26 protein-coding genes and 1 pseudogene are annotated in these 26,633 nt (G+C 61.2%); 19 read left to right on the top strand and 8 right to left on the bottom strand.

From position 1 onward, the window contains the following. Window positions 1-9: 9 nt before the first annotated feature. The 3 genes from ssuC to MOQ67_RS30170 are packed head-to-tail and all read left to right on the top strand — an operon-like array spanning window position 10 to window position 1,845. Window positions 10-798, top strand: coding sequence for an aliphatic sulfonate ABC transporter permease SsuC (gene ssuC, locus MOQ67_RS30180; RefSeq protein WP_046381713.1), 789 nt, complete (start codon window positions 10-12; stop codon window positions 796-798). Further along, entirely contained in the window at window positions 795-1,601 is an 807-nt protein-coding gene (ssuB, locus tag MOQ67_RS30175) for an aliphatic sulfonates ABC transporter ATP-binding protein (protein WP_104904277.1), read from the top strand. The genes ssuC and ssuB overlap by 4 nt, the downstream gene beginning before the upstream one ends. Before the next feature lie 28 nt (window positions 1,602-1,629). Next, complete coding sequence (locus MOQ67_RS30170; RefSeq protein ID WP_017845085.1) at window positions 1,630-1,845, top strand: TOBE domain-containing protein; 216 nt, start codon at window positions 1,630-1,632, stop codon at window positions 1,843-1,845. A gap of 180 nt (window positions 1,846-2,025) precedes the next feature. Here the strand turns inward: MOQ67_RS30170 and MOQ67_RS30165 are convergent, their stop codons facing one another. Both MOQ67_RS30165 and MOQ67_RS30160 read right to left on the bottom strand, forming a co-directional pair. Next, window positions 2,026-2,667 carry a TetR/AcrR family transcriptional regulator gene (locus MOQ67_RS30165; RefSeq protein WP_046381715.1) on the bottom strand — a complete coding sequence of 214 codons (642 nt, stop codon included), beginning with the start codon at window positions 2,665-2,667 and terminating at the stop codon, window positions 2,026-2,028. A 232-nt stretch (window positions 2,668-2,899) separates the two neighbouring features. Continuing rightward, window positions 2,900-4,276, bottom strand: a complete 1,377-nt coding sequence (locus MOQ67_RS30160) for a glutamine synthetase family protein (protein WP_026139798.1) — start codon at window positions 4,274-4,276, stop codon at window positions 2,900-2,902. Between the two features lie 278 nt (window positions 4,277-4,554). Here MOQ67_RS30160 and MOQ67_RS30155 point away from each other — a divergent pair, with 278 nt between their 5' ends. The 9 genes and pseudogenes from MOQ67_RS30155 to MOQ67_RS30115 form a co-directional block, all read left to right on the top strand. Next, window positions 4,555-4,827 (top strand): glutamine amidotransferase, encoded by a 273-nt coding sequence (locus tag MOQ67_RS30155; protein ID WP_128192375.1) that lies wholly within the window; start codon window positions 4,555-4,557, stop codon window positions 4,825-4,827. Window positions 4,828-4,945: 118 nt separating this feature from the next. Next, window positions 4,946-6,304: a glutamine synthetase family protein gene (locus tag MOQ67_RS30150; protein WP_017845082.1), complete on the top strand. Its 1,359-nt coding sequence runs from the start codon at window positions 4,946-4,948 to the stop codon at window positions 6,302-6,304. A 58-nt stretch (window positions 6,305-6,362) separates the two neighbouring features. After that, complete coding sequence (locus tag MOQ67_RS30145; protein ID WP_017845081.1) at window positions 6,363-7,727, top strand: aspartate aminotransferase family protein; 1,365 nt, start codon at window positions 6,363-6,365, stop codon at window positions 7,725-7,727. A 207-nt stretch (window positions 7,728-7,934) separates the two neighbouring features. Next, a complete protein-coding gene (locus MOQ67_RS30140; protein ID WP_026139797.1) occupies window positions 7,935-9,029 on the top strand; it encodes a polyamine ABC transporter substrate-binding protein in 1,095 nt (364 codons plus the stop codon). 239 nt (window positions 9,030-9,268) lie between these two features. Further along, entirely contained in the window at window positions 9,269-10,363 is a 1,095-nt protein-coding gene (locus MOQ67_RS30135; RefSeq protein ID WP_046487885.1) for a polyamine ABC transporter substrate-binding protein, read from the top strand. Window positions 10,364-10,430: 67 nt separating this feature from the next. Further along, entirely contained in the window at window positions 10,431-11,573 is a 1,143-nt protein-coding gene (locus tag MOQ67_RS30130) for an ABC transporter ATP-binding protein (RefSeq protein ID WP_017845078.1), read from the top strand. Further along, window positions 11,570-12,490 carry an ABC transporter permease subunit gene (locus MOQ67_RS30125; protein WP_017845077.1) on the top strand — a complete coding sequence of 307 codons (921 nt, stop codon included), beginning with the start codon at window positions 11,570-11,572 and terminating at the stop codon, window positions 12,488-12,490. Before MOQ67_RS30130 ends, MOQ67_RS30125 begins: the two co-directional genes overlap by 4 nt. After that, window positions 12,487-13,371: an ABC transporter permease subunit gene (locus tag MOQ67_RS30120; protein WP_046381717.1), complete on the top strand. Its 885-nt coding sequence runs from the start codon at window positions 12,487-12,489 to the stop codon at window positions 13,369-13,371. The genes MOQ67_RS30125 and MOQ67_RS30120 overlap by 4 nt, the downstream gene beginning before the upstream one ends. Before the next feature lie 75 nt (window positions 13,372-13,446). Next, window positions 13,447-13,548 (top strand): annotated as a pseudogene (locus tag MOQ67_RS30115) (putrescine ABC transporter permease PotI); the annotation flags it as partial. 181 nt (window positions 13,549-13,729) lie between these two features. Here the strand turns inward: MOQ67_RS30115 and MOQ67_RS30110 are convergent. Further along, window positions 13,730-14,371 carry an HD domain-containing protein gene (locus MOQ67_RS30110; protein ID WP_448675769.1) on the bottom strand — a complete coding sequence of 214 codons (642 nt, stop codon included), beginning with the start codon at window positions 14,369-14,371 and terminating at the stop codon, window positions 13,730-13,732. A 250-nt stretch (window positions 14,372-14,621) separates the two neighbouring features. Here MOQ67_RS30110 and MOQ67_RS30105 point away from each other — a divergent pair, with 250 nt between their 5' ends. Continuing rightward, entirely contained in the window at window positions 14,622-15,587 is a 966-nt protein-coding gene (locus MOQ67_RS30105; protein ID WP_057003979.1) for a GlxA family transcriptional regulator, read from the top strand. 54 nt (window positions 15,588-15,641) lie between these two features. On the opposite strand, the gene MOQ67_RS30100 is transcribed toward MOQ67_RS30105, so the two are convergent. Both MOQ67_RS30100 and MOQ67_RS30095 read right to left on the bottom strand, forming a co-directional pair. After that, a complete protein-coding gene (locus MOQ67_RS30100; RefSeq protein ID WP_448675768.1) occupies window positions 15,642-17,996 on the bottom strand; it encodes a penicillin acylase family protein in 2,355 nt (784 codons plus the stop codon). Between the two features lie 31 nt (window positions 17,997-18,027). Then, entirely contained in the window at window positions 18,028-18,603 is a 576-nt protein-coding gene (locus MOQ67_RS30095) for a DUF6436 domain-containing protein (RefSeq protein ID WP_448675767.1), read from the bottom strand. A gap of 111 nt (window positions 18,604-18,714) precedes the next feature. On the opposite strand from MOQ67_RS30095, the gene MOQ67_RS30090 reads away from it, so the two are divergent. Then, entirely contained in the window at window positions 18,715-19,656 is a 942-nt protein-coding gene (locus tag MOQ67_RS30090; RefSeq protein ID WP_448675766.1) for an alpha/beta hydrolase, read from the top strand. A gap of 104 nt (window positions 19,657-19,760) precedes the next feature. On the opposite strand, the gene MOQ67_RS30085 is transcribed toward MOQ67_RS30090, so the two are convergent. Continuing rightward, window positions 19,761-20,513: a DUF2059 domain-containing protein gene (locus MOQ67_RS30085; protein ID WP_017845071.1), complete on the bottom strand. Its 753-nt coding sequence runs from the start codon at window positions 20,511-20,513 to the stop codon at window positions 19,761-19,763. A 131-nt stretch (window positions 20,514-20,644) separates the two neighbouring features. Between MOQ67_RS30085 and MOQ67_RS30080 the strand changes: the two genes are divergently transcribed. Next, entirely contained in the window at window positions 20,645-21,277 is a 633-nt protein-coding gene (locus tag MOQ67_RS30080; protein WP_017845070.1) for a 2OG-Fe(II) oxygenase, read from the top strand. A 2-nt stretch (window positions 21,278-21,279) separates the two neighbouring features. Then, window positions 21,280-21,780 (top strand): DUF523 domain-containing protein, encoded by a 501-nt coding sequence (locus MOQ67_RS30075; RefSeq protein WP_198864260.1) that lies wholly within the window; start codon window positions 21,280-21,282, stop codon window positions 21,778-21,780. A gap of 1 nt (window position 21,781) precedes the next feature. Here MOQ67_RS30075 and MOQ67_RS30070 read toward each other — a convergent pair whose 3' ends face one another. After that, window positions 21,782-22,276 (bottom strand): transporter substrate-binding domain-containing protein, encoded by a 495-nt coding sequence (locus tag MOQ67_RS30070; protein WP_017845068.1) that lies wholly within the window; start codon window positions 22,274-22,276, stop codon window positions 21,782-21,784. A 133-nt stretch (window positions 22,277-22,409) separates the two neighbouring features. Between MOQ67_RS30070 and MOQ67_RS30065 the strand changes: the two genes are divergently transcribed. Then, entirely contained in the window at window positions 22,410-22,850 is a 441-nt protein-coding gene (locus tag MOQ67_RS30065; protein ID WP_448675765.1) for a DUF4399 domain-containing protein, read from the top strand. A gap of 67 nt (window positions 22,851-22,917) precedes the next feature. Here the strand turns inward: MOQ67_RS30065 and serA are convergent, their stop codons facing one another. Beyond that, the gene (gene serA / locus MOQ67_RS30060) at window positions 22,918-24,147 is read right to left on the bottom strand and encodes a phosphoglycerate dehydrogenase (protein ID WP_017845066.1); all 1,230 of its coding nucleotides are present in this window, start codon (window positions 24,145-24,147) and stop codon (window positions 22,918-22,920) included. A 367-nt stretch (window positions 24,148-24,514) separates the two neighbouring features. On the opposite strand from serA, the gene MOQ67_RS30055 reads away from it, so the two are divergent. Both MOQ67_RS30055 and MOQ67_RS30050 read left to right on the top strand, forming a co-directional pair. Then, the gene (locus tag MOQ67_RS30055) at window positions 24,515-25,909 is read left to right on the top strand and encodes an FAD-binding oxidoreductase (RefSeq protein ID WP_017845065.1); all 1,395 of its coding nucleotides are present in this window, start codon (window positions 24,515-24,517) and stop codon (window positions 25,907-25,909) included. A gap of 22 nt (window positions 25,910-25,931) precedes the next feature. Beyond that, a complete protein-coding gene (locus MOQ67_RS30050) occupies window positions 25,932-26,597 on the top strand; it encodes a fumarylacetoacetate hydrolase family protein (protein WP_017845064.1) in 666 nt (221 codons plus the stop codon). The last annotated feature ends 36 nt before the right edge of the window (window positions 26,598-26,633 follow it).

The raw sequence follows: 26,633 nt of genomic DNA, 5'->3' as shown, positions 1-26,633 counted from the left end.
GGTGGCGCCATGAATGTGGAAAAACTGAGCCATCGCGTGGCGCCTTGGGTGCTGCCGGTGTTGCTGTTGGCGGTGTGGCAGTTGTCGGTGTCGGCGGGGTGGTTGTCGACGCGGATTCTGCCGGCGCCGAGCGCGGTGATCGAGGCCGGGGTCAACCTGGTACGCAGCGGTGAAATCTGGACGCACCTGGCCATCAGCGGCTGGCGCGCGGGCCTGGGTTTTGTGATCGGTGGCAGCATCGGTCTGGCCCTGGGCTTTATCACCGGCCTGTCGACGTGGGGCGAGCGCCTGCTGGACAGCTCGGTGCAGATGATCCGCAACGTGCCGCACCTGGCGCTGATCCCGCTGGTGATCCTGTGGTTCGGCATTGACGAGACCGCGAAGATTTTCCTGGTCGCCCTCGGCACGCTGTTCCCGATCTACCTCAACACCTACCACGGCATCCGCAACGTCGACCCGGCACTGGTGGAAATGGCCCGCAGCTACGGCTTGTCTGGCTTCAGCCTGTTCCGCCAGGTGATCCTGCCGGGCGCGCTGCCGTCGATCCTGGTGGGCGTGCGTTTTGCCCTGGGCTTTATGTGGCTGACGCTGATCGTGGCGGAAACCATCTCGGCCAGTTCCGGTATCGGTTACCTGGCGATGAACGCCCGTGAATTCCTGCAAACCGACGTGGTGGTGCTGGCCATCGTCATGTACGCGATTCTCGGCAAGCTGGCCGACCTCGCGGCGCGCGGCCTGGAGCGTGTGTGGCTGCGCTGGCATCCGGCTTATCAAGTGAATAAAGGAGGTGCGGCATGACCGCTCAACAACCTCCGCGCCTGCTGAAGGGGATTCCCCTGGCGGTGCGCAAATTGCGCAAGGCCTTTGGCGCGCGGGAAGTGCTCAAGGGCATCGACCTGCATATTCCGGCGGGCCAGTTCGTTGCCGTGGTCGGCCGCAGTGGCTGCGGCAAAAGTACCTTGCTGCGCCTGCTGGCCGGCCTCGACAAGGCCAGCAGCGGTGAGCTGCTGGCCGGCGCCGCGCCGCTTGGCGAGGCGATCGAAGACACGCGGTTGATGTTCCAGGAAGCGCGTCTGCTGCCGTGGAAAAAGATCATCGACAACGTCGGCCTCGGCCTCAAGGGCAACTGGCGTCCCAAGGCGCTGGAAGCGCTCGAAGCGGTCGGCCTGGCCGAGCGTGCGAATGAGTGGCCGGCGGCCTTGTCCGGTGGCCAGAAGCAGCGTGTGGCCCTGGCGCGTGCGTTGATTCATCAGCCGCGTTTGCTGTTGCTCGATGAGCCGTTGGGCGCGCTGGATGCGTTGACCCGCATCGAGATGCAGCAACTGATCGAAAGCCTCTGGCAGAAGCATGGTTTCACCGTGTTGCTGGTAACCCACGACGTCAGCGAAGCCGTGGCCATTGCCGACCGGGTGATCCTGATCGAAGACGGCGAAATCGGCCTCGACCTGATTGTCGACCTGCCGCGTCCACGCGCCCGAGGCTCGCATCGCCTGGCCGCGCTCGAAGCGCAGGTGCTCAACCGTGTGCTGTCGCTGCCCGGCACCCCGCCGGAACCCGAACCTGTTTCACCGTTGCCTACGCAATTGCGGTGGGCGCAATAACTCACTTGTCCCACGAAGGAAAAACGACATGACTATCAAAGCCATCAACGTGCGTAACCAGTTCAAAGGCACCGTCAAGGAAATCGTCGAAGGCGACGTGCTCTCGGAAATCGACGTGCAGACCGCGTCCGGGATCGTGACGTCGGTGATCACCACCCGTTCGGTCAAGGAGTTGGAGCTGGTGATCGGCAGCGAGGTGATTGCCTTCGTCAAATCCACCGAGGTGTCGATCGCCAAGTTGTGATCACTTGAGGGCGCTATCGGGAGCAAGCTCCCTCCCACATTCGAACCGGTTTCTTCAGGAAAACTCGATCACATGTGGGAGCAAGCTCCCTCCCACATTCGAACCGGTTTCTTCAGGAAAACTCGGTCACATGTGGGAGGGAGCTTGCTCCCGATGAGGCCCTGCCAGACAACACATCCATCAGACAGTGACGCCCCGCTTGGGCAAATACGCCGGCAGATAAAGCCCCACATACGCATCGAACACGCGCATGCCTTCCTCAGCCATGCGCGGCGTGATCAGCCCATGCTGATGCACCGAACGCGCATACACGCGATCACTCAATTCCAGCGCCAGCGCGAACACGTCCACATCGGCGGGCAGGGTCGGCACTTCGAAATGCCGGTTGAACACGGCCAGCATCAAGTCACCCAACTCCAGATCGTGCTGGCGGTCGGCCTGATTCACTTCGGTCAGCCCGTGCTGGGTCAGGATCAACTGGCGGGCGGCGGCGTCGTTGCTGTAGATGGTGAGCATGCGCTGTTCGACGATGTAAGACAGGTCGCGCCAATACTTGAGTGAATCATGCGCGATGGGCGCCTGGATTGCGGCGCGGAATGCCGCATGGACGTCGGCGGTCAACGCTTCCAGCAGCGCCGGCACGCTGGCGAAAAAGTGGTACACCGACGACGGCGGAATCTGTGCGCGCTCGGCCACGCTGTAGATCGACAAACCGGCCACGCCTTCGGACGCCAGCAACGTGCGGGCGGCGTCGAGGATCGCGTCGATCCGGGCCTGGCTGCGGGCGCGGGGTTTGCGAGGGGCGGCGGGGCGGGTGGTCATGGAAGTCTCCTACAAGGCAGCGGGCATTGTATGAGCAGGAGTCGGTGTTGTCTGCCAGGCCGCCATCGGGAGCAAGCTCCCTCTCACACTCGAACCGGTTTCTTCAGGAAAACTCGTTCAAATGTGGGAGGGAGCTTGCTCCCGATGGCGGCCAACTCGGTCTACCAAAAGCAACCCATAAAAAAACGCCACAGACCAAAGGCCTGCGACGTTTTTTCAGTGCAACCAGCGCTTACACGGTATGCAGGTACCAGTTGTACTCAAGGTCGGAGATGGAGTGTTCGAACTCTTCCAGCTCACTTTCCTTACAGGCGACGAAGATATCGATGTATTTAGGATCGATGTACTTGGCCATCACCTCGCTGTCGTCCAACTCGCGCAGGGCATCGCGCAAGTTGTTCGGCAGGCTTTGTTCGTTCTGCTCGTAGCTGTTGCCTTCCACTGGCGCGCCCGGTTCGATCTTGTTGGTCAGGCCGTGGTGTACGCCCGCCAGGACCGAAGCCATCAGCAGGTAGGGGTTGGCATCGGCACCGGCCACGCGGTGTTCGATACGCACGGAGTCGGCCGCGCCGGTCGGCACGCGGATCGCCACGGTGCGGTTGTCCAGGCCCCAGCACGGCGAGTTCGGCACGTAGAACTGTGCGCCGAAACGACGGTAGGAGTTGACGTTGGGGCACAGGAACGCCATCTGGGCGGGTAGGGTCTCCAGCACACCGCCGATCGCGTGACGCAATGCGGCGTTCTGCTCGGGATCCTCGCTGGCAAAGATGTTCTTGCCGTCCTTGTCCAGGATCGAAATGTGTACGTGCAAACCGTTGCCTGCCTGGCCTGGGTAAGGCTTGGCCATGAAGGTGGTGTCCATCTCATGGTCGTAGGCGATGTTCTTGATCAGGCGCTTGAGCAGTACCGCGTAGTCGCAGGCCTTGATCGGGTCGGCCACGTGGTGCAGGTTCACTTCGAACTGCGCCGGGGCACTTTCCTTGACGATGGCATCAGCCGGGATGCCTTGCTCTTTGGCACCTTCCAGGATGTCCTGGAGGCAGTCGACATATTCGTCGAGGTCGTCGATCAGGTAGACCTGTGTCGAGTGCGGGCGTTTGCCGGAGATCGGCGAGCGGGGCGGTTGTGGGCGGCCGTTCACGTTCTCCTGGTCGATCAGGTAGAACTCAAGCTCGAAGGCAGCGCAGATGGTCAGACCGAGGTCGTCGAATTTGCTTACAACCTGACGCAGTACTTCGCGCGGATCGGCGAAGAAAGGTTCACCTTCAATTTCGTGCATGGTCATCAGCAGTTGCGCGGTCGGGCGCTTTTGCCAAGGTTCATTGCACAGGGTGTCGGGGATTGGATAACAGATTCGGTCAGCATCACCGATGTCCAGGCCCAGGCCGGTGCTTTCCACCGTTGAGCCGTTGATATCCAGGGCAAATAAAGAGGCAGGCAAGTTAATGCCTTTCTCGTAAACCTTGTGGAGGCTGGTGCGTTCGATGCGCTTACCGCGCACCACACCATTCATATCCGCAATTAGAAGGTCTACGTACAGAACCTCAGGATGATCCTTAAGGAACGCGTTCGCTTCGTTAAGCTGAACGGCACGCGGGGGTACCGACATGATGCAACACCTTTGTTGTTAAAAATATCAATCATTGATCTTTTCAGGTTTCAGTCAACCCGAACGGCATGCCGAAGTCAAGCGAGGCCTTTTTTGCCCCAAAAAAGCGCCACGAGGGCTTTTTTGGGGCTTTTTGGGGCGGTTTTACCCGGTTGCCCGGCTTGGGACTAGCAGGCTTGAGCGGGCCGTGTTGTATTTTTTACGGGGGTGTTGTGTAAAAAAATGAACAAGGCTAAGCTCGATTCAAACCCATAACAGCAATAATACCGGGGTGCTTCATGTCTGGCCTGCCGTTAATCGGCATCACCACCTGCGCGAAACAGGTCGGTCTGCATGCTTTTCAGATCCGTGTCGAATGTTGCGAACGCGCATTCCCATTGATGATTCCATCCCCGATAAGCCCCTTCGATCCGGCCATTATTCTTGACGGCCAGGACGCTGTTCGCGTGCCCCGTTCATTTTCTTGTACTCGCCCTTTTCATGACGCCGGTCCTGCCTTTTTTGCAGTTGCCGCTCATTATCCTGCACGGGAGGCAAGCCTTTTGCTTTAGGAGTGCAACGGCACCCCAAATGGCGGTTAAGCTCCCACTCTGATGAACCAGCGACGCCGATGCGTCAACCGACGCCTGACCTTTAATGAACGTCAGGAAACCCAGCCCAGAGGCATTTATGAGTAACAACCTCGACCAGCTCACCGATTGGTTGAAAGACCACAAGATCACAGAAGTCGAATGCATGATTGGCGACCTCACCGGTATCACCCGGGGCAAGATCTCGCCGACCAACAAGTTCATCGCCGAGAAAGGCATGCGCCTGCCCGAGAGCGTTCTGTTGCAGACCGTGACCGGCGACTATGTCGAAGACGACATCTATTACGAATTGCTCGACCCGGCCGACATCGACATGATCTGCCGCCCCGACCAGAACGCGGTGTTCCTGGTGCCGTGGGCCATCGAGCCTACCGCCCAGGTGATCCACGATACCTACGACAAGCAAGGCAACCCGATCGAGCTGTCGCCGCGCAACGTGCTCAAGAAAGTCCTCAAACTCTACGCCGACAAAGGCTGGCAGCCGATCGTGGCGCCGGAGATGGAGTTCTACCTGACCAAGCGCTGCGAAGACCCGGACTTCCCGCTGCAACCGCCGATCGGCCGTTCCGGGCGCCCGGAAACCGGTCGGCAGTCGTTCTCTATAGAAGCGGCCAACGAATTCGACCCGCTGTTCGAGGACGTCTACGACTGGTGCGAACTGCAGGAGCTGGACCTCGACACCCTGATCCACGAGGACGGCACGGCGCAGATGGAAATCAACTTCCGTCACGGCGACGCGCTGTCCCTGGCCGACCAGATCCTGGTGTTCAAGCGCACCATGCGTGAAGCCGCGCTCAAGCACGACGTGGCCGCCACCTTCATGGCCAAGCCGATGACCGGCGAGCCCGGCAGCGCGATGCACCTGCACCAGAGCATCATCGACATCGCCACCGGCAAGAACGTCTTCTCCAATGAAGACGGGACCATGAGCCAACTGTTCCTCAACCACATTGGCGGCCTGCAGAAATTCATCCCCGAATTGCTGCCGCTGTTCGCCCCCAACGTGAACTCGTTCCGCCGCTTCCTGCCGGACACTTCGGCACCGGTGAACGTGGAGTGGGGCGAAGAAAACCGCACCGTCGGCCTGCGCGTACCGGATGCCGGCCCGCAGAACCGTCGCGTGGAAAACCGCCTGCCGGGCGCAGACGCCAACCCGTACCTGGCGATCGCCGCCAGCCTGTTGTGCGGCTACATCGGCATGGTCGAAGGGCACAACCCAAGCGCGCCGGTCGTCGGCCGTGGTTACGAGCGGCGCAACCTGCGCCTGCCGTTGACCATCGAAGACGCGCTGGAACGTATGGAAAACAGCAAGACCATCGAGAAATACCTGGGTCACAAATTCATCACTGGCTACGTCGCGGTCAAGCGGGCCGAGCATGAAAACTTCAAGCGCGTGATCAGTTCGTGGGAGCGGGAGTTCCTGCTCTTCGCCGTCTGATGCGCCGGGCGCGCCCGTTGAACGGCGCGCCCTCCACTGAAAAGTCTAGGAGATTGGTATGTCCAGCAACAACCCGCAAACCCGTGAATGGCAAGCCTTGAGCAGTGATCACCACCTGGCGCCGTTCAGCGACTTCAAGCAGTTGAAAGAGAAAGGCCCACGGATCATTACTAAAGCCCACGGCGTTTACTTGTGGGACAGCGAAGGCAACAAGATCCTCGACGGCATGGCCGGCCTGTGGTGCGTGGCGATCGGTTACGGTCGCGATGAACTGGCTGACGCCGCCGCCAAGCAGATGAAAGAACTGCCGTACTACAACCTGTTCTTCCAGACCGCCCACCCGCCGGTGCTGGAACTGGCCAAGGCGATCTCCGACGTTGCACCGGCCGGCATGAACCACGTGTTCTTCACCGGTTCCGGCTCCGAAGGCAACGACACCATGTTGCGCATGGTCCGCCACTATTGGGCGATCAAGGGCCAGCCGAACAAGAAAATCATCATCAGCCGCAAGAATGGCTACCACGGCTCCACCGTGGCCGGCGCCAGCCTCGGCGGCATGACTTATATGCATGAGCAGGGCGATCTGCCGATCCCGGGCATCGTCCACATCGCCCAGCCGTACTGGTTTGGCGAAGGCGGCGACATGAGCCCTGAAGAGTTCGGCGTGTGGGCCGCCAACCAGCTGGAAGCGAAGATTCTGGAACTGGGCGTGGATAACGTCGGTGCCTTCATTGCCGAGCCGATCCAGGGCGCCGGTGGCGTGATCGTGCCGCCGGACAGCTACTGGCCGCGCATCAAGGAAATCCTCGCCAAGTACGACATCCTGTTCGTCGCCGACGAGGTGATCTGCGGTTTCGGCCGTACCGGCGAGTGGTTCGGCAGCGATTTCTACGACCTCAAGCCGGACATGATGACCATCGCCAAGGGCCTGACCTCGGGCTACATCCCGATGGGTGGCCTGATCGTGCGCGACGAGGTGGTGGCGGTGCTGAATGAAGGCGGCGATTTCAACCACGGCTTCACCTACTCCGGTCACCCGGTGGCCGCGGCGGTCGCCCTGGAAAACATCCGCATCATGCGCGATGAACAAATTATTAAGCGTGTGCATGATGAAACGGCACCGTATTTGCAGAAACGTCTGAGGGAGCTGGCTGATCATCCGTTGGTGGGTGAAGTGCGTGGTGTCGGCATGCTCGGTGCGATTGAACTGGTTCAGGACAAAGCGACGCGCAAGCGTTACGAAGGCCGCGGTGTTGGCATGATCTGCCGAACCTTCTGCTTCGAGAATGGCCTGATCATGCGCGCCGTGGGTGACACCATGATCATTTCGCCGCCGCTGGTGATCAGCAAGACCGAAATCGACGAGCTGGTGACCAAGGCTCGTCATTGCCTGGACCTGACTTTGGCGGCATTGCAGGGCTAAGTGCTAGGCTCAGAACGCAGTGACTCTCGGGCGCTGCGTTCGGGCAGTTATAAAAGTGGGGGGTTAGTTGAAAGCCAGCCCCCTAACTTGCCAGACTGTAGTCCTGTTTTGCTGCCCTTCGACGGGCTGCCGAACAGCTGTATATCGATGAAGCATGCTGCGGCCCAAAAAAGAAAATTGGAGCATCACCAAATGAAGGCATTAGGTTTGAAGAACGCTGGCAAGACCCTCCTCGCGTTGTCCCTGATGGGCGCAATGGCGGGCGCGGCCCAGGCAGACGATAAAGTGCTGCACATCTATAACTGGTCCGACTACATTGCTCCGGACACCATCGCCAACTTTGAAAAAGAGTCGGGCATCAAAGTGGTGTACGACGTATTTGACAGCAACGAGACCCTTGAAGCCAAGTTGCTGGCAGGCAAGTCCGGTTACGACATCGTCGTACCGTCGAACAACTTCCTCGCCAAGCAGATCAAGGCCGGCGTCTACCAGGAGCTGGACAAGTCCAAGCTGTCCAACTACGAAAACCTGAACACATCGCTGCTCAAGGCCGTGTCGGTCAGCGACCCGGACAACAAGCACGCTTTCCCGTACATGTGGGGTTCGATCGGCATCGGTTACAACCCGGAGAAGGTCAAGGCCGCGCTGGGCGTCGACAAGATCGATTCGTGGGACATCCTGCTCAAGCCGGAAAACATCGCCAAGCTCAAGAGCTGCGGTGTGAGCTTCCTCGATTCGCCAACCGAAATGCTGCCGATCGCGCTGCATTACCTGGGCCTGCCGACCGACAGCCAGAAGAAAGCCGACCTCAAGCAAGCTGAAGACCTGTTCCTGAAGATCCGTCCTTCGATCGGCTACTTCCACTCGTCCAAGTACATCTCCGACTTGGCCAACGGCAACATCTGCGTAGCCGTGGGTTACTCGGGTGACATCCAGCAGGCCAAATCCCGCGCGGCTGAAGCCGGTGGCAAGGTCAAAGTGGCGTATGACATTCCGAAGGAAGGCGCCGGCAGTTTCTATGACATGGTCGCCATCCCTAAAGATGCCGAAAACGTCGAAGCGGCCTACAAGTTCATGAACTACCTGCTCGAGCCGAAAGTCATGGCTGCGATCACCAACAGCGTGCGTTTCCCGAACGGTAACGAGAAAGCCACCGCATTGGTCGACAAAGACATCACCAGCGACCCAGGCATCTACCCGCCAGCGGACGTGCAAGCCAAGCTGTATGCCATTGCCGACTTGCCGGCAGCGACTCAGCGTGAAATGACCCGTAGCTGGACCAAAATCAAATCCGGTAAGTAAGCGAGGTAACCTGTAGGAGCGAGCTTGCTCGCGAAAATCCTCAACGATAACGCAGCGCCTCTGGTCGCCCGCGTTGCCTGTGAGTTCTTCGCGAGCAAGCTCGCTCCTACAAAGAGCGGTAGCCGTACAGTAATTAAATGACAGAAAGTTTTGCCGGATCGGTTTATCGAGGGTAAGTTGCGCGCCGGTTTTGTTGCCGGGCAACAACTTTGGGCCCAACTATTTAAGAGGACCTCCACTTGCCATTTTCTTTATTTCGCCAAGCCTTGCTGGTAGGTGCCGGTATCACGCTGGCTGTCAGCGTGCAGGCCGCATCGACTGTGCATGTTTATAACTGGTCGGACTACATCGGCCCCGACACCCTGGCCAACTTTGAAAAGGCCTCCGGTATCAAGCCTGTGTATGACGTGTTTGATTCCAACGAAACCCTGGAAGGCAAGTTGCTGGCCGGACGTACCGGTTACGACGTGGTGGTGCCGTCCAATCACTTCCTTGGCAAACAGATCAAGGCCGGGGCGTTCCAGAAGCTCGACAAGTCGTTGCTGACTCACTACGCCAACCTCGACCCGGCGCTGCTCAAGCGCCTGGAAAAGAACGACCCGGGCAACCAATACGCCGTGCCGTACCTGTGGGGCACCAACGGCATCGGTTACAACGTCGATAAAGTCAAAGAAGTGCTGGGCGTCGACAAGATCGACTCCTGGGCCGTGCTGTTCGAGCCGGAAAACATGAAGAAGCTCGCGACGTGCGGCGTGTCCTTCATGGACTCGGCAGATGAAATGCTGCCGGCGGTGCTCAACTATATGGGCCTGAACCCCAACAGCGAGAACCCCGAAGACTACAAGAAGGCCGAAGCGAAACTGCTGAAAGTGCGGCCTTATGTGACCTACTTCCATTCTTCCAAATACATCTCCGACCTGGCCAACGGCAACATCTGCGTGGCGGCCGGGTTCTCCGGCGATGTGTTCCAGGCCAAGGCCCGCGCAGCCGAGGCGGGCAAGGGCGTGAACATCGCCTACGCGATTCCGAAAGAAGGCGGCAACCTGTGGTTTGACGTGCTGGCGATCCCCAAGGACGCGGCCAACGTTAAAGAAGCCCACGCCTTCATCAACTATTTACTGCAACCTGAGGTTATCGCTCAGGTCAGTGATTACGTCGGTTATGCCAACCCTAACCCAGGGGCGGACGCACTGATGGAGCAATCGATACGCACCGACGAAGCGGTTTACCCACCGCAGGCGGTTCTCGACCGGACATTTGTCAACTTCGAGCTACCCCCGAAAGTGCAGCGTTTAATGACCCGTAGCTGGACCAAGGTCAAGACGGGCAAGTAAGGCTCAAACTATCCTGGGTTCGCCCGCGTCGGGCGAACTGCACTCTTTTTTTTTGGGAGTTTCGTAAATGGCAGTTGCCTCCGGCGCCTATAAGAAAGCCCTCGAGGGCGACCAGACACCGAAAAAGGTGCTGGTCAAAATCGACCGGGTCACGAAGAAGTTCGACGAGACGATTGCCGTGGACGATGTGTCCCTGGAAATCAAGAAAGGCGAGATCTTCGCCTTGCTCGGCGGTTCGGGTTCGGGCAAATCCACCTTGTTGCGCATGCTCGCAGGTTTCGAGCGCCCAACCGAGGGTCGCATTTACCTCGACGGTGTGGACATCACCGACATGCCGCCCTACGAGCGGCCGATCAACATGATGTTCCAGTCCTACGCGCTGTTCCCGCACATGACCGTGGCGCAGAACATCGCGTTTGGCCTGCAACAGGACAAGATCCCCAAGGCCGAAGTCGACGCCCGCGTGGCCGAGATGCTCAAGCTGGTGCAGATGAGCCAGTACGCCAAGCGCAAGCCGCACCAGTTGTCCGGTGGCCAGCGCCAGCGTGTGGCCCTGGCCCGTTCCCTGGCCAAGCGCCCGAAACTGCTGCTGCTCGATGAACCGATGGGGGCGCTGGACAAGAAACTGCGTTCGCAGATGCAGCTGGAACTGGTGGAAATCATCGAGCGCGTCGGCGTGACCTGCGTGATGGTGACTCACGACCAGGAAGAGGCCATGACCATGGCCGAGCGCATCGCGATCATGCACCTGGGCTGGATCGCGCAGATCGGCAGCCCGGTCGACATCTACGAGACGCCGACCAGCCGCCTGGTGTGCGAGTTCATCGGCAACGTCAACATCTTCGACACCCAGGTGGTCGACGACGCCGAAGGCCACGCAGTGCTCAAGTGCCCGGACCTGGACCGCGACATCTACGTCGGCTACGGCATCGCCACCTCGGTGGAAGACAAGTCGGTGACCTACGCCATCCGCCCGGAAAAACTGCTGGTCACCACCCAAATGCCGACCTGCGAGCACAACTGGTCCAGCGGCAAGGTCCACGACATCGCCTACCTCGGCGGCCACTCGGTGTTCTACGTCGAGTTGCCGAGCGGCAAGCTCGTGCAATCCTTCGTCGCCAACGCCGAACGCCGTGGCCAGCGCCCAACCTGGGGTGATCAGGTGTACGTGTGGTGGGAAGACGACAGCGGCGTGGTACTTCGCTCATGAACATGAAAAAATTCAAGCGCCAGCTGCAACGAATAACCCCCGGTGGCCGGCATGTGGTCATCGGGATCCCTTTCCTCTGGCTGTTCCTGTTCTTCATGCTGCCGTTCTTCATCGTCCTGAAGATCAGCTTTGCCGAAGCCGACGTGGCGATCCCGCCTTACACCGAGATCTACACCTTCGTTGAGCAGAAGCTGCAACTGGTGCTGAACCTGGCCAACTACGCGATGCTCGGCGACGATGAGTTGTACATCGCCGCGTACCTGGGCTCGCTGAAGATGGCGTTCTTCAGCACGCTGCTGTGCCTGTTGATCGGCTACCCGATGGCCTACGCGATTGCCAGTGCGCGCAAAGAGATGCAGACCGTGCTGGTGCTGCTGATCATGATGCCGACCTGGACCGCGATCCTGATCCGCGTGTACGCGTGGATGGGCATCCTCAGCAACAACGGCTTGCTCAACAGCTTCCTGATGTATATCGGGCTGATCAACGAGCCGCTGCAGATCCTCAACACCAACATCGCGGTGTATATCGGCGTGGTCTATTCGTATCTGCCGTTCATGATCCTGCCGCTGTACGCCAACCTGGTGAAACACGACCAGAGTCTGCTGGAGGCTGCCTCGGACCTGGGGTCGAGCACGTTCAACAGCTTCTGGAAGATCACCGTGCCGCTGTCCAAGAACGGCATCATCGCCGGTTGCATGCTGGTCTTCATCCCTGTGGTGGGCGAGTTCGTGATCCCGGAACTGCTCGGCGGCCCGGAAACCCTGATGATCGGTAAAGTGTTGTGGCAAGAATTCTTCAACAACCGTGACTGGCCGGTGGCTTCTGCCCTGGCGGTGGTGATGCTGGCGATCCTGATCGTGCCGATCATCCTGTTCAACCGCAGCCAAGCCAAAGAGATGGAGGGCAAGATATGAAGCGCGTCAGTTTCTCAAGCTTCATGCTGGTGGCGGGGTTGTTGTTCATCTACCTGCCGATGCTGATCCTGGTGATCTACTCGTTCAACGAATCCAAGCTGGTGACGGTGTGGGGCGGTTGGTCGATCAAGTGGTACGTGGGCCTGCTGGACAACACCCAGTTGATGGGCTCGGTGGCGCGTTCCCTGGAAATCGCCTGCTACACGGCCATCGCGGCCGTGGCGCTGGGTACGCTGGCGGCGTTCGTGCTGACGCGCATCAGCCAGTTCAAGGGCCGCACGCTGTTCGGTGGCCTGGTGACCGCGCCGTTGGTCATGCCCGAGGTGATCACCGGTCTGTCGCTGTTGCTGCTGTTCGTGGCCATGGCGCAGATGATCGGTTGGCCCCAGGAGCGTGGCATCGTCACCATCTGGATCGCCCACACCACGTTCTGCGCGGCGTATGTGGCTGTGGTGGTGTCGGCGCGCTTGCGTGAGCTGGACCTGTCGATCGAAGAAGCGGCGATGGACCTGGGCGCGCGGCCGTGGAAGGTGTTCTTCCTGATCACCATCCCGATGATCGCGCCGTCGTTGGCGGCGGGTGGGATGATGTCCTTCGCGCTGTCCCTCGATGACCTGGTACTCGCCAGCTTCGTGTCGGGCCCGGGTTCGACCACCTTGCCGATGGAAGTCTTCTCGGCGGTGCGCCTGGGGGTCAAACCGGAGATCAACGCCGTGGCCAGCCTGATTCTGCTGGCGGTGTCGTTGGTGACTTTCCTGGTGTGGTTCTTCAGCCGACGTGCCGAAGAGATGCGCAAGAAGGCGATCCAACAAGCGATCGAAGAAGCGGCCGCCGATGGCTGGCAGCAGCCGGACAAGCGTCGGGCGCCTGCGCCGGTCTAATGGCCGACACGGTGCAAATGTGGGAGGGGGCAAGCCCCCTCCCACATTTTGACCGCGTTCCAGGTTGATCAGGCCGTCACCATCTGGATCGCCCACACCACGTTCTGCGCGGCGTATGTGGCGGTGGTGGTGTCGGTGCGCTTGCGTGAGCTGGACCTGTCGATCGAAGAAGCGGCCAGCCGATGGCTGGCAGCAGCCGGACAAACGTCGGGCGCCTGCGCCGGTCTAACGGCCGACACGGTGCAAATGTGGGAGGGGGCTTGCCCCCGATAGCAGAGTGTCAGTCACTGAAGCTGTGACTGATCCACCGCCATCGGGGGCAAGCCCCCTCCCACATTTTGACCGCGTTCCAGGTTGATCAGGCCGTCCACGGCGACTGGCGAATCACCTCGACAAAGTTCATCGGTTCGAACCCCGGTTCCTGATCCGCCAGCACATCGGTCTTCACGTTGCCGAACGTGGTCTGCGGGCGATGGCGCAAGCCGTCGGCGAACGCGCAGATGATGCATTCCTTGAACCCTTCACCGCGTGGATGTGCATGCACCACGGCTTCGCGCTGCACGGGGGTAAATGCGGCGTAGTCCATGCCCAGCACGTCCATCTCGACGCCGGCGGTGACCAGCGCCACGGTCGGCCGCAGATGCTGTGGCACGCCCGGCGTGGTGTGCAGTGCGATGGACAGCCACACCTGTTCGATGTCGTCATCGCTCAGCCCATGCGGCTTGAGGAAGTCCGCCGCCGCGTTGGCGCCGTCGACTTCGAAACGCTGGTCGTCGCTGCGATGGCCTTCGACCAGGCCCAGGTCATGGAACATCGCGCCGACGTAAAGCAGCTCCGGGTTATAGGCCAGTTGCTTGCGCTCACCGCTCAACGCGCCGAACAGAAACACCCGGCGCGAGTGGTGGTAGAGCAGGTCGGATTCGATATCGCGGATGTAGTCGGTGGTGGCCCTGGCCAGGGCGCTGTCCGGGATCTTGATGCCGGCGATGCTGGTGCTCATGGTCGTTCTCCGCAAGAAAGCGCCAGGGTGGCGCCGAGGCAGCCAGTCTGGTCGCGCGCCGGGGAAGGGGCTATCGCAGCGAGGGTGCGATGTCGGCCAATGTGCTGCTACATCGTGCCAAGTGAAAGTCGGCTAGGGTGTAGCAGACGATATCCCCCGTGAAGCCTGCGAAAATCCAAAGGTGGAAGGGCGTTTGCCCCCTCCCACAGGGGTTCTGTGTTTATCCGGTTAGGTAAAGGTGTGCCTGTTCATGAGCAAGACCGTCGGCATTCTGATTTTCCCCGGCGTCCAGTCACTGGACGTGACCGGCCCGCTGGATGTGTTCTGCGAAGCGAACCGTTTCCTGTCGCCCGACGACCAGTACCAGTTGGACGTGATCGGCCTGGACCACGGCAATATGGCCTGTTCCAACGGCCTGTCGTTGCAGGCCCATCGGCATTACCGCGAAGCGTTGCAAGCCTATGACCTGCTTCTGGTCGCCGGCGGGCCGCAGTTGCCTTTCGAAGATTTCGGCGCGCACTTCGATGATTGGCTGCGCGGGGCCGCGGCGCGGGCGCAGCGCTTCGGTTCGATTTGCAACGGCGCCTTCATACTGGCCCGCGCCGGCCTGCTCGACGGGAAAACCGTCACCACCCATTGGGGCGATGCCGCCGACCTGGCGCGGTTGTGCCCCAGCGCCCGGGTCGAGGCCGACCGTCTCTATATGCAGGACGGCAACCTCTACACCTCGGCCGGGGTCACGGCGGGGATCGACCTGTCGCTGTACCTGCTGGCCCAGGATCACGGGCCGGAAGTGGCGTTGAGCGTGGCCAAGCGCCTGGTGGTGTTCACCCAGCGTGCGGGCGGGCAGTCGCAGTTCAGCCCGTTCCTCACGCCCCACGCCGAAACCACCTCGGCGGTGGCGCTGGTGCAAGTGTATGTGCTGGCGAATCTGACCGGCGACCTGACCATCGCGGACCTGGCCAACGCGGCCAATATGAGTGCGCGCAACTTCTCCCGGGTGTTCGCCCGTGAAGCGCGGATCACCCCGGCGGAGTTCGTCGAGCGGGCGCGGGTGGATGCGGCGCGGGTGATGCTCGAAAGCAGCCGCGCACCGCTCAAGACCGTGGCCTATCAATGCGGGTTTCGCGATGCCCAGCACATGCGCAGCGTGTTCAACCGCCGACTGGGGGTGACGCCGCAACAGTTCCGGCTCAACTTCGCCGCACCGGTGTAGGTGCAACACCGCAGATACAAGCCCCCTCCCACATTTTGACTGCGTTCCAGGCGGTCAGCGGGCTGGCAGCAGCTTCAGCGTACCGCGCGTATTGGCCGTGACTTCCTCATCGCTGAAATGCGCCTGCTCGTAGCCGCCCTCGATATACGTTTCCGCCTGGTCCCCATAGTGCTTGTCGAACGGCACACCGCTTTGCCCCACCGGGTTGATGGTCAGCGCGTGGGGCACGTCGGCGAAGTCGATCAGGCGCCGGGTCGACGGGCCGTAGGTCACCGGCCATGGTGCCGGGCCGATATTGGCTGACTGGTTGTTCGGCACTTCGTGGCTGCCCGGGGCGGGGAAGGGGCCGACGTTGACGATCCGGTCCAGCGGTTTCTGCGAGCCCAGCGGGTGGCCGTGGGTCAGCGTATGGGCCTTGCCCCACTGCCATTGGCCCGGGTCATCGCCGAAGGTGGTCTTGAGGTGCGCGAGGCTGTTGTCCCAGGCGAGCTTGACGGTGTCGGCACGCTTGCCGTTCCACCAGGGCGAATCCGGGCTCGCGGCCAGGCGGGGCAACGCCGCATCGATCACCCGCGTGCTGAGCAGGGTCTTGAACATGGCGTCGCCGAGTTTCGGGTGGAAGGCCGCGTCAGCCAGGTTGAACAGGAACTGGTTGAACAGCGTGGCGCTGGTGGAGTCCAGCGGATAATCGCCTTTCCAGGCCGCCAGTTGCTCCACCAGCTGCAACTGCGCCGGGTCTTTGACCACCTCGCGCAGCACCGGCAACAGCGGTGCCAGCAAGCGCGGGCCGAAGGCGGTGGTGGTGCCCAGTTGCAGGGCCTGGCTGTTGTTCACGTCCCACTTCACGCGCTTGTCGCTCAACTGCGCGTTCAACTGCTGGCCACGGTCGGCCAGGTTGTAATAGCCGGGGATCTCCATGCCGCTGGGCGACACCGGCTGTGCATTGGCCGACACCACATAGCCACGCGCCGGGTTTTCTTCCTGGGGGTTGGCGCTGAACGGGTAGAAGCCCAGCTTGTCGGCCTGGGCCGTGCTGCCGTCGAGGATAAACCCGGGGTTGACGCCGGCCGGGCGGATCGGCAACTGCGCCGCCGCCCACCAGCCGATATCGCCCTGGGCATTCGCCCACACAATGTTCAGCCCCGGTGCCGACACCTTGGCTGCCGCGGCACGGGCCTTGGCCAGGGTGTCGGCGCGGTTGAGCTGGTAGAACCCTTCGAGGATCGGGTTCTGGGTGTCGAGGAACGCCCACCACATCGCGATCGGCGTCTTGCCGGCGTTCTCGCCGAGCACGTCATTGATGATCGGGCCGTGGGGCGATTGGCGCAGGGTCAAGGTGACCGGTGCCTGGCCCTTGACCGCGATCTGTTGCTCGCTGCGGGTCATGTCGACCCATTGGCCGTGGTACCAGACCTGGTTGGCGTTGTCCGGATTGACCTGCTCGGCGATCAGGTCGAGGTCGTCGTTCTGGAACATGGTCAGGCTCCAGCCGAAATCCAGGTTGTGCCCCAGGAACGCCACCGGCACCAGCGCGTTGTGATAGCCGTACAACTCAAAGCCCGGCGCCGACAGCTGCGCCTCGTACCACACCGACGGCACTGAGAAGCGGATATGCGGGTCACCCGCCAGCAACGGCTTGCCGCTCTGGGTGCGGCTGCCGCTGATCGCCCAGGCGTTGCTGCCTTCGAACTGCGGCAAGCCGTTGTCGGCCAGGGCCTGTTCACTCAGGGCCGCGATGGCGCCGAGGTTTTGCCAGTCGCTGGCGGCCAGGTTGAGCGCGCCCTTGGGTTGCCAGGCGAGGTCGAACACGTTCAGGTAATCGCTGCCCAATTGGTCGCGTACATAGGTCAGCAATGGCTCGGTACGAAACGCCGCAGCAAAGCTGTAGGCCATATACCCGGCGACGCTGATGGTGTCCTCGGCGGTAAACGGCCGCTTGGGGATGCCCAGCACATCGAACTCCATCGGGCTGGCGTGGTTGTCCTGATACTGGTTGATCCCGTCCAGATAGGCTTGCAGGGCCTTCCAGTGCGCCGATTCGTGGTCCAACTGCGCCACATAAGTGGCGGAGCGCTCGCGAATGCGCAGGCTGCGGAACAGTTTGTCGGTGTCCAGCAGCTTGGGGCCGAGCACTTCGGCCAATTCGCCGCGCGCCAGGCGTCGCATGATTTCCATCTGGAACAGCCGGTCCTGGGCATGCACGTAGCCCAGGGCGCGGTACAGGTCGGTCTCGTTCTCGGCACGGATATGCGGCACGCCACGCTCGTCGTAGCGCACCGTGACCGAACCTTGCAGGTTCGCCAGCGTCACGGCGCCCTGGCGGGTGGGTTGCTTGCTGTAGACGTACCAGCCGGCACCGACGGCGATCAGCGCCAGCAGCACCGCGAGAACCTGCAAGAGGCGCTTCATGAACATTCCTTACCAAGAGTGGGGCGACGGGCTACGAACCGGTTGGCCACGAACAATAGCAGCCCACCGCCAGGGTGTGAGTGGCATTCACTGCGCGGCCTGCTGCAAGGGCCTTGAGGATCGGCTCGATGAAACTGTTGCTGGCGTTGCACGTCAGCCCTTCGCTGTAGGGCCCGAAATACGCGAGCTTGCCGCTGCGGTCCCAGATCGCCACGGCCGGGGTCGCGGGTATCTGATCGGCGCCGGGCAGGCTGCTGAGGATTTTCATCTGGCGCAGGTTGTCGGGCAACTCGCCGTGGCTGCCGGGTTTCTGCAGGGCGTAGAACTCGACGCCCTGGGGCGCGTAGTGCTCGATCAATTCGCCGAGGTGCTGCTGGTTGCCGACGTTGCACGGGCAGGCCGGGTCCCAGAAATGCACAAGGCGGATCGGGCCGGGGCCGGCGAGGTCGTCGGGCAGGCGCAGCGCATCGCCGGAAAACACCGCCGTGTGTTCGCTGAAGGCACGCAGGTAGCGGCCTTGGAACCAGTCATACGCCGCCCATAACACGCCGGCGCAGAGGATCAGCAGCAGGCTGGCGAACAGGGTGGTGCGGTAGGGCTGTCGCATTCAGATCAATCCTCGAAGGACGCGTAGCTTGCCATGCTTGCCCCGACAGATGAATATCGCAGCTCGATATTCCTCTGCGCAGCGCGTGAAGCCCCAAGTCTGGAACCTCTTATGCCCGTCACCTTTGACCCCGATCACCTGCGCGACAGCTTGCGGCCCCTGGTGGATGCGCAGCCGCTCAGCGCCGAGGCGCGGGTCTATCAGCGCTTCTATGGGCTGGACCTGAGCGCGCGCCAGGTGCCGGCGGTGAGCAGCCTTGGCCGGTTCGAGGTCGATGGGTTCGCGGTGGTCGCCCAGGTGTGGTGGCCGCCGGTGCCGGTGGCGACGATGTTCATGTTCCACGGGTTCTACGACCATATGGGGCTGTACCGCCACGTCGTCGACTGGGCGCTGGACCAGGGTTTCGTGGTGATCGCCTGCGACCTGCCGGGCCATGGCTTGTCCAGCGGCGCGCGGGCCAGTATCGATGATTTTGCGGTGTACCAGGACGTGGTGCAGGCTCTGTTCGCCCAGGCTGAAGCGCTGCACCTGCCCCGGCCCTGGCACCTGTTCGGGCAAAGCACCGGCGGTGCGGTGGTGGTGGATCACTTGCTCAACCATGGCGCCGACAGCCCGGCCCAGGGTAAGACTTTTCTGCTTTCACCCTTGGTGCGTCCGCGTGGGTGGGGCTGGTCGCAGGTCAGCTATTACCTGCTGCGGCCGTTCGTCAAAGGCATCGCCCGACGGTTCAGCGAAAACACCAATGACCCGGCCTTCAAGCCGTTCCTCGAAGCCGACCCCTTGCAGCCGCGCCAATTACCGACCGCCTGGGTCGGGGCACTGGCGCGCTGGATCAGGCAAATCGAAGCCGCACCGCGCAGCCCGCGGCGGCCGCTGATTGTGCAGGGCGAAGAGGATATGACGGTAGATTGGCAGCACAACCTGCAGGTGCTGCGGGGCAAGTTCGATCAGCCGGAGGTGTTGATGCTCAAGCGCGGCCGGCATCACTTGGCCAATGAGATCCCGGAGATCCGCAATGAGTACTTCAAGTACCTCACCGACCACCTGAAATAACGCAGTACAAATGTGGGAGGGGGCTTGCCCCCGATAGCAGGGTGTCAGTCAGCACATCTGATACTGACCCACCGCTATCGGGGGCAAGCCCCCTCCCACATTTCCTACTGCGCCAGGCTTGAGGTGCTTTGACCGACCGCCAAGCCTGCGCGGACCGCTGCCAACGCCGCCTGGTAATACGCCTTCCCCTGCGGCGACTCGGCAAACGTAGCGAATTCTTCCAGTTCCGGGTCGGACAAGTCCCGATAGACGTACAGCAACGTGTTGTTCAGGTCATTGCCGATTTGTTGCATCAGCCGTTCGCGTTGTCCATCCAGCATGCCCTGGGCCTGGCCGCCGCCCAACAGGCCGGGGATCATCTGGCTCAAGCTGTCGGCCGCCACGCCGGCGATCGCCAGGCTGACTTCGGCGCCGGCTTCGCGGGCGGGCAGGGCCTGGGCCAGGTGGCCGATGATCAGGCTGCGGGTGGCGTCGGCTTCGATGTGCGGCAGGCCTTGGGCATTTTTTGCCAACTGGTCGCGGCGGGTGGCCAGCAGTTCGGCGGCGACAATCTTGCGCCCCAGCGGCGACTGGAAAAACGCCAGGGCCGGTGCCGGGTCCGCCAGGTGCTTGCGCAATTGGGCTTCGGCGCGCCGGTCCACGGCCTGGGCGGCGAAGCGCTTGTTGCTGTTGTCGACCAGCGCCTGGTACACCGCCGGCGGCAGGCTGTTGCGGTAGCGTTGCTGGGCGGCACTGAGGGCGTCATTGAAATGCGCGCGTTGTTCGGCCCAGCCGGCGACCTTGTACAACTGGTCATGGCCGTCTGCCCAAGCGGGCAAAACGCAGAACATCAGCAAGGAAAAAAACAAACGACGCATATGGACTCCTGTCAGTCGGCCACTATTGTCCGTGTCGGGCGTAGGATTTGTCGAGAAGTCCTATCAGTCACCTGGCTAAAGTGCGTTCAGACGCTCAGCGGCTCTGTCGGATTCACAGGCGTATGGATACTATGCGCGCCATGCAAATATCCCACGATCACCCATTGCTGCAACGCATTGTCGACGACCTGGCCGAAAAGGGCTGGTCGCAGCAAAACAGCTTCCTGCCCCAGGCTCTGACCCTGGAACTGGCGGCTGAGTGCCGTAAACGTGCGGCTGAAGGTGAGCTGGCCCCGGCGGCGGTCGGGCGCGGGCCGGCCCAGGAGATTCGCGAGGGTATTCGTGGCGACCATATCCAGTGGCTGGAGGAGGGCGACGCCGTCGTCTGCGACCGCTATATGACGGTGATGGACAGCCTGCGCCTGGCGATAAACCGCAGCTTGTTCCTCGGCCTGGAAGATTTCGAAAGCCATTTCGCGATGTACCCGCCGGGGGCGTTTTACCTCAGGCACCTGGACCGGTTTCGCGACGACGACCGGCGCACGGTCTCGGCGGTGATCTACTTGAACGACGAGTGGCTGCCGGAACACGGCGGCCAGTTGCGCATGTACCTCAAGGACGGCGTCGAACTCGACGTGGTGCCCAGCGGAGGTTGCCTGGTGGTGTTCCTGTCCGGCGAAGTACCCCACGAAGTGCTGCCCGCTACCCGCGAGCGCCTGTCGCTGACCGGCTGGTTTCGTCGGCGCGGTAACGAGCCGTTTTAAGCATGGAAAAAATTCTCGTCAGCCGCTGCCTGCTCGGGCACAAAGTGCGCTACGACGGCGGCGCCAGCGGGCCGTTCGATCAACTGGCGGCATGGCAGGCCGAAGGCCGCGTGGTTGCGATCTGCCCGGAAGTGGCGGGCGGTTTGCCCACGCCCAGGCCTTCCGCCGAGATTCCGGGCGGGCAGGGTATCGACGTGTGGGAGGGCCGCGCCCAGGTGCTGACCGCCGCGGGCGAGGACTTCAGCGCCGCCTTCCTCGACGGCGCCCGCCAGGCGTTGGCGCTGGTGCAGCGCCACGATATCCGTATCGCCGTGCTCAAGGCCAATAGCCCGTCCTGTGGCAATGTGCTGACCTATGACGGCACTTTCAGCGGTGTGAAGGTGAGCGGCGAAGGCGTCACGGCGGCGCTGCTCAAGCGCCATGGGGTGTGGGTGTTCAGTGAGTTGGAGTTGCTTGAGGCGGCGCAAGCCCTGGCCCGCCTCCCAAGCCCTCCCACATTTTGATTTACTGCGCTTTGACTTCCGCCGTGTCGCTTTCGAGCCACTTCTGCCCCAGCGCCTTCAACCGGCCATCGGCTTTCACCCGTTGCAGCGCATTGTCCAGGCTCGCCTTGAACGCCGGGTTGCCCTTCTGGAACGGAATGGCCAGCGCCGGCTTGTCGCGATAAGGCTCACTGAAATCGAACTGATCCTGCAACTCGGCAGTCATAGCGATATGGTTGATGGCCACGTCGTACTTGCCGGTTGCCACGCCGGGCAGCATGTCACTGTCGTCGGTGGTGATGAACGAGGGGCGCACATCCATCTCTTTGGCCAGTTGTTCACCGAGTTCCACTTCAAAACCGGTGAGTTTCTCGCCGTCCTTGAAGTTGAAGGGCGGGGTATTGGCCTCGAGGGCGATGCGCAGTTCACCGCGGTCAAACACATCATCAATCAATTCGGCGTGAGCCAAGGGGCTCATCAGAGGAAGCAGCAGTAACAGGCCAGGCGAAAAGCGCATGGTCACTCCTAAATAATTCGAATGTGCGAGGCGCGGTTCAGCATCGCTTTGTTATGGTGTTGAGTGCCTTGGACAGCAATTAGTCGCTAAGTTGTCATAACCCTACAAATTTCATAGAAAAGTGGAGAAGCGAATGAAAGCCCTTTTGTCTCGTGTAACGATTGCCGGCGTACTATTGGGTGCTTCGATGTTGGTGACCGCCGCAGACGGCATCCCTCGCAGCGCGCCACCTGAAAATGCCAAAGTGTTTATCGTTTCGCCGAAAGACGGCGCCACCGTCGATAAAACCTTCACCGTCAAATTCGGCATGGAAGGTCTGAAACTGGCCCCAGCCACCGACCAGACCCCAGGCACCGGCCACCATCACCTGCTGGTCGACCAGAAGGAACTGCCGGACGCCAGCGTGCCGATCCCGGCCACCGAGAGCGTGATCCACTTCGGCAAGGCCCAGACCGAAACCGAGCTGACCCTGACCCCTGGCAAGCACACCTTGCAACTGGTCGCCGGCGATAAACTGCACATGCAGTTCAACCCGACTGTAGCGTCGAAAGTGATCACGGTTAACGTCAAGTAAGATTTGTTCAGACAAAAAAATGGGAGACCCTTGCGGGCCTCCCATTTTTCGTAGGGCGTTTGAAGCGTTAGAACAACACGCGGCAACGAATCGTGCCGTTGATGTGTTGCAGCTTCTGTTGCGCCAGGTCCGAGTACTCGGCGTCGACGTCGATCACCACGTAGCCGACCTTCTCGTTGGTCTGCAGGAACTGACCGGAAATGTTGATGCCGTTTTCCGCGAAGACCTTGTTGATCTCCATCATCACACCCGGGATGTTCTGGTGGATGTGCAGCAGACGGTGCTTGCCAGGGTGAGCCGGCAGGGCCACTTCCGGGAAGTTGACCGAGGACACCGACGTACCGTTGTCGCTGTACTTGACCAGCTTTTCCGAGACTTCCAGGCCAATGTTGGCCTGGGCTTCAGCGGTGGAGCCGCCGATGTGCGGGGTCAGGATCACGTTGTCCAGGCCACGCAGCGGGCTTTCGAAGATGTCGTCGTTGGAGCGCGGCTCCACCGGGAACACGTCGATGGCGGCGCCGATCAGGTGCTTGTCCTTGATCGCGTCGGCCAGGGCGTCCAACTCGACCACGGTGCCGCGGGCGGCGTTGATCAGGATGCCGCCTTTCTTGATCGCGCGGATTTCCTTCTCGCCGATCATCCACTGGGTCTCAGCGGTTTCCGGCACGTGCAGGGTGACGATGTCGGACATGCCCAGCAGCTCGGTCAGGCTCGACACTTGCGTGGCGTTACCCAGTGGCAGCTTGGTCAGGGTGTCGTAGAAGAACACCTGCATGCCCAGGCTTTCGGCCAGGACCGACAGTTGAGTGCCGATCGAACCGTAACCGATGATCCCCAGCTTCTTGCCGCGGATTTCGAAGGAGTTGGCCGCGCTCTTGATCCAGCCGCCACGGTGGCAGGAGGCATTCTTCTCCGGAATGCCGCGCAGCAGCAGGATGGCCTCGGCCAGCACCAGCTCCGCGACGGAACGGGTGTTGGAGTACGGTGCGTTGAACACCGCGATGCCGCGCTCGCGCGCTGCGTTAAGGTCGACCTGGTTGGTGCCGATGCAGAAACAGCCGACCGCCACGAGTTTCTTGGCGTGATCGAAGACCTCTTCGGTCAGTTGAGTGCGGGAGCGAATGCCGATGAAGTGCGCGTCGGCGATCTTTTCCTTGAGCTGGGCTTCCGGCAGAGAACTGGTGATGTACTCAATGCTGGTATACCCGGCGGCTTTCAGAACTTCGACAGCCGATGGGTGGACGCCTTCCAGAAGAAGGAACTTGATCTTGCTCTTATCGAGAGAAGTCTTGCTCATCTGCGTAAACCTGTATCCCGGAGAAAAATGGCAGGGAATCGGATCGCCGGATGTGTCCTGATTCACCAATACTGTTCCCGTTTGACGGCGTCTGTTGCCGTCATGCTGCGTTGCCGCTCCTCCCCATAGCCCCAGCTATGAGTCGTCGCGGCGCCTTGCCTGACGACAACAGCCACTCGTCAAACAGAAACGTATTGGTAAATCAGGGCACAGAGCTGACCCGGACGGCAGGAAAGCCGTCACCGCAGAACGCCCTTGGGCTCTGTCCTACGGGGGCGGTATGCTAGCATACGCGCCCCGCTAAACACCTATTCCTGCGACGTGAAGCGTTCTCAGGATGACCATGAATTGTTCGAGAGTTCTGTCGATGACCCATCCTGCCCTGATTGATGAGCTAAAGACCCTGGTTGAGCCCGGCAAAGTGCTGACCGACGCCGACTCCCTGGAGGCTTACGGCAAGGATTGGACCAAGCACTTCGCCCCGGCCCCGACTGCCATCGTATTCCCCAAGACGATTGAACAGGTGCAGGCCATCGTGCGCTGGGCCAATGAGCACAAGGTCGCGCTGGTGCCGTCCGGTGGGCGTACCGGCCTGTCGGCTGCCGCCGTTGCGGCCAATGGTGAAGTGGTCGTCTCGTTCGACTATATGAACCAGATCCTCGAGGTGAACCTCACCGACCGCACCGCCAAGTGCCAGCCGGGCGTGGTCACCAAGCAATTGCAGAACGTCGCCGAAGAGCACGGCCTGTACTACCCGGTGGACTTCGCTTCGTCCGGTTCGAGCCAGATTGGCGGCAATATCGGCACCAATGCCGGCGGGATCAAGGTCATTCGCTACGGCATGACCCGTAATTGGGTCGCCGGCATGAAGGTCGTCACCGGCAAAGGCGACGTGCTGGAACTGAACCGCGACCTGATCAAGAACGCCACCGGCTACGACATGCGCCAGCTGTTCATCGGTGCCGAAGGTACCCTGGGCTTTGTGGTGGAAGCCACCATGCGCCTGGACCGTGCGCCGAAAAACCTCACCGCGATGGTGCTCGGCACCACCGACTTCGACGCGATCATGCCGGTGTTGCACGCATTCCAAAGCAAGCTGGACCTGACCGCTTTCGAGTTTTTCTCTGACAAGGCCCTGGCCAAAGTCCTCGGCCGTGGTGACGTGCCGGCGCCGTTCGAGACCGAGTGCCCGTTCTACGCACTGCTGGAATTCGAAGCCACCACCGAAGAAGTCGCCAACCACGCCCTGGAAACCTTCGAGCACTGCGTCGAGCAGGGCTGGGTGCTGGACGGCGTGATGAGCCAGAGCGAAACCCAACTGCACAACCTGTGGAAACTGCGCGAGTACATCTCCGAGACCATTTCCCACTGGACGCCGTACAAGAACGACATTTCGGTCACGGTGTCGAAAGTGCCGGCATTCTTGAAGGAAATTGACGCGATCGTCGGCGAACACTACCCCGACTTCGAAATCGTCTGGTTCGGCCATATCGGCGACGGCAACCTGCACCTGAACATCCTCAAGCCGGAAAACCTGAGCAAGGACGAGTTCTTTGCCAAGTGCGCCACCGTGAACAAGTGGGTGTTCGAAACCGTGGCGAAGTACAACGGCTCGATCTCCGCCGAACACGGCGTGGGCATGACCAAGCGCGACTACCTGACCTACAGCCGCTCGCCGGTTGAAATCGAATACATGAAGGCCGTGAAAGCGGTGTTTGACCCGAACGGGATCATGAACCCCGGCAAGATCTTCGCTGTTTAACCGCCCCTGAAGGAGTCGTTCCATGAGCTACCAGCACAAGTATGTCGACGGCACCAACATCCACTTCCCGGTGGGTAAAGTGGTGTGTATTGGGCGCAACTACGCCGAACATGCCAAGGAACTGGATAACCCGGTACCGACCGAACCGTTGCTGTTCATCAAGCCGGGCAGCTGCGTTGTGGCGCTGGAAGGTGGTTTCAGCATTCCGACCGAACGTGGTTCGGTGCATTACGAAGCGGAAATTGCGGTGCTGATCGGCAAACCCCTGTCGACCAAGCCCAGCCGCGAAGAAGTGCTCGATGCCATCTCCGGCTTCGCCCCGGCCCTGGACCTGACCCTGCGCGACAAGCAGGCCGAGTTGAAAGCCAAGGGCTTGCCGTGGGAAATCGCCAAGTCCTTCGACGGCGCGGCGGTGATCGCGCCGTTCGTGGTCGGCAGCACCTTCCCGGACCTGACCGATATCGGCATTCGCCTGAGCATCAACGGCGAAGTGCGCCAGAATGGTAACAGCGCGGCCATGCTCAACCCGATCATCCCGATGATCCAGTACATGGCCGGCTGCTTCTCGCTGCAGGCCGGCGACGTGATCCTCACCGGCACCCCCGCTGGCGTTGGGCCGTTGAATGTCGGTGACAAGCTGGTGCTGGAACTGTCCGGTGTGACCCGCTTCGAAAGCAGCGTTCGCTAACTTCGGCACAACCCTGTGGCGAGCGAACAAGCTCGC

It is taken from the genome of Pseudomonas sp. LY-1 (genome assembly GCF_053502595.1).
Note: the sequence above shows the minus strand (reverse complement) of the source record. Positions and strands in the feature narration are given on the sequence as shown.

Bases quoted from the DNA above. Each gene is read 5' to 3' on its own strand.
- ssuC (WP_046381713.1), top strand. From the start codon at position 10: ATGAATGTGGAAAAACTGAGCCATCGCGTGGCGCCTTGGGTGCTGCCG.
- ssuB (WP_104904277.1), top strand. From the start codon at position 795: ATGACCGCTCAACAACCTCCGCGCCTGCTGAAGGGGATTCCCCTGGCG.
- MOQ67_RS30170 (WP_017845085.1), top strand. From the start codon at position 1,630: ATGACTATCAAAGCCATCAACGTGCGTAACCAGTTCAAAGGCACCGTC.
- MOQ67_RS30165 (WP_046381715.1), bottom strand. From the start codon at position 2,667: ATGACCACCCGCCCCGCCGCCCCTCGCAAACCCCGCGCCCGCAGCCAG.
- MOQ67_RS30160 (WP_026139798.1), bottom strand. From the start codon at position 4,276: ATGTCGGTACCCCCGCGTGCCGTTCAGCTTAACGAAGCGAACGCGTTC.
- MOQ67_RS30155 (WP_128192375.1), top strand. From the start codon at position 4,555: ATGTCTGGCCTGCCGTTAATCGGCATCACCACCTGCGCGAAACAGGTC.
- MOQ67_RS30150 (WP_017845082.1), top strand. From the start codon at position 4,946: ATGAGTAACAACCTCGACCAGCTCACCGATTGGTTGAAAGACCACAAG.
- MOQ67_RS30145 (WP_017845081.1), top strand. From the start codon at position 6,363: ATGTCCAGCAACAACCCGCAAACCCGTGAATGGCAAGCCTTGAGCAGT.
- MOQ67_RS30130 (WP_017845078.1), top strand. From the start codon at position 10,431: ATGGCAGTTGCCTCCGGCGCCTATAAGAAAGCCCTCGAGGGCGACCAG.
- MOQ67_RS30125 (WP_017845077.1), top strand. From the start codon at position 11,570: ATGAACATGAAAAAATTCAAGCGCCAGCTGCAACGAATAACCCCCGGT.
- MOQ67_RS30120 (WP_046381717.1), top strand. From the start codon at position 12,487: ATGAAGCGCGTCAGTTTCTCAAGCTTCATGCTGGTGGCGGGGTTGTTG.
- MOQ67_RS30110 (WP_448675769.1), bottom strand. From the start codon at position 14,371: ATGAGCACCAGCATCGCCGGCATCAAGATCCCGGACAGCGCCCTGGCC.
- MOQ67_RS30105 (WP_057003979.1), top strand. From the start codon at position 14,622: ATGAGCAAGACCGTCGGCATTCTGATTTTCCCCGGCGTCCAGTCACTG.
- MOQ67_RS30100 (WP_448675768.1), bottom strand. From the start codon at position 17,996: ATGAAGCGCCTCTTGCAGGTTCTCGCGGTGCTGCTGGCGCTGATCGCC.
- MOQ67_RS30095 (WP_448675767.1), bottom strand. From the start codon at position 18,603: ATGCGACAGCCCTACCGCACCACCCTGTTCGCCAGCCTGCTGCTGATC.
- MOQ67_RS30090 (WP_448675766.1), top strand. From the start codon at position 18,715: ATGCCCGTCACCTTTGACCCCGATCACCTGCGCGACAGCTTGCGGCCC.
- MOQ67_RS30085 (WP_017845071.1), bottom strand. From the start codon at position 20,513: ATGCGTCGTTTGTTTTTTTCCTTGCTGATGTTCTGCGTTTTGCCCGCT.
- MOQ67_RS30080 (WP_017845070.1), top strand. From the start codon at position 20,645: ATGCGCGCCATGCAAATATCCCACGATCACCCATTGCTGCAACGCATT.
- MOQ67_RS30075 (WP_198864260.1), top strand. From the start codon at position 21,280: ATGGAAAAAATTCTCGTCAGCCGCTGCCTGCTCGGGCACAAAGTGCGC.
- MOQ67_RS30070 (WP_017845068.1), bottom strand. From the start codon at position 22,276: ATGCGCTTTTCGCCTGGCCTGTTACTGCTGCTTCCTCTGATGAGCCCC.
- MOQ67_RS30065 (WP_448675765.1), top strand. From the start codon at position 22,410: ATGAAAGCCCTTTTGTCTCGTGTAACGATTGCCGGCGTACTATTGGGT.
- serA (WP_017845066.1), bottom strand. From the start codon at position 24,147: ATGAGCAAGACTTCTCTCGATAAGAGCAAGATCAAGTTCCTTCTTCTG.
- MOQ67_RS30055 (WP_017845065.1), top strand. From the start codon at position 24,515: ATGACCCATCCTGCCCTGATTGATGAGCTAAAGACCCTGGTTGAGCCC.
- MOQ67_RS30050 (WP_017845064.1), top strand. From the start codon at position 25,932: ATGAGCTACCAGCACAAGTATGTCGACGGCACCAACATCCACTTCCCG.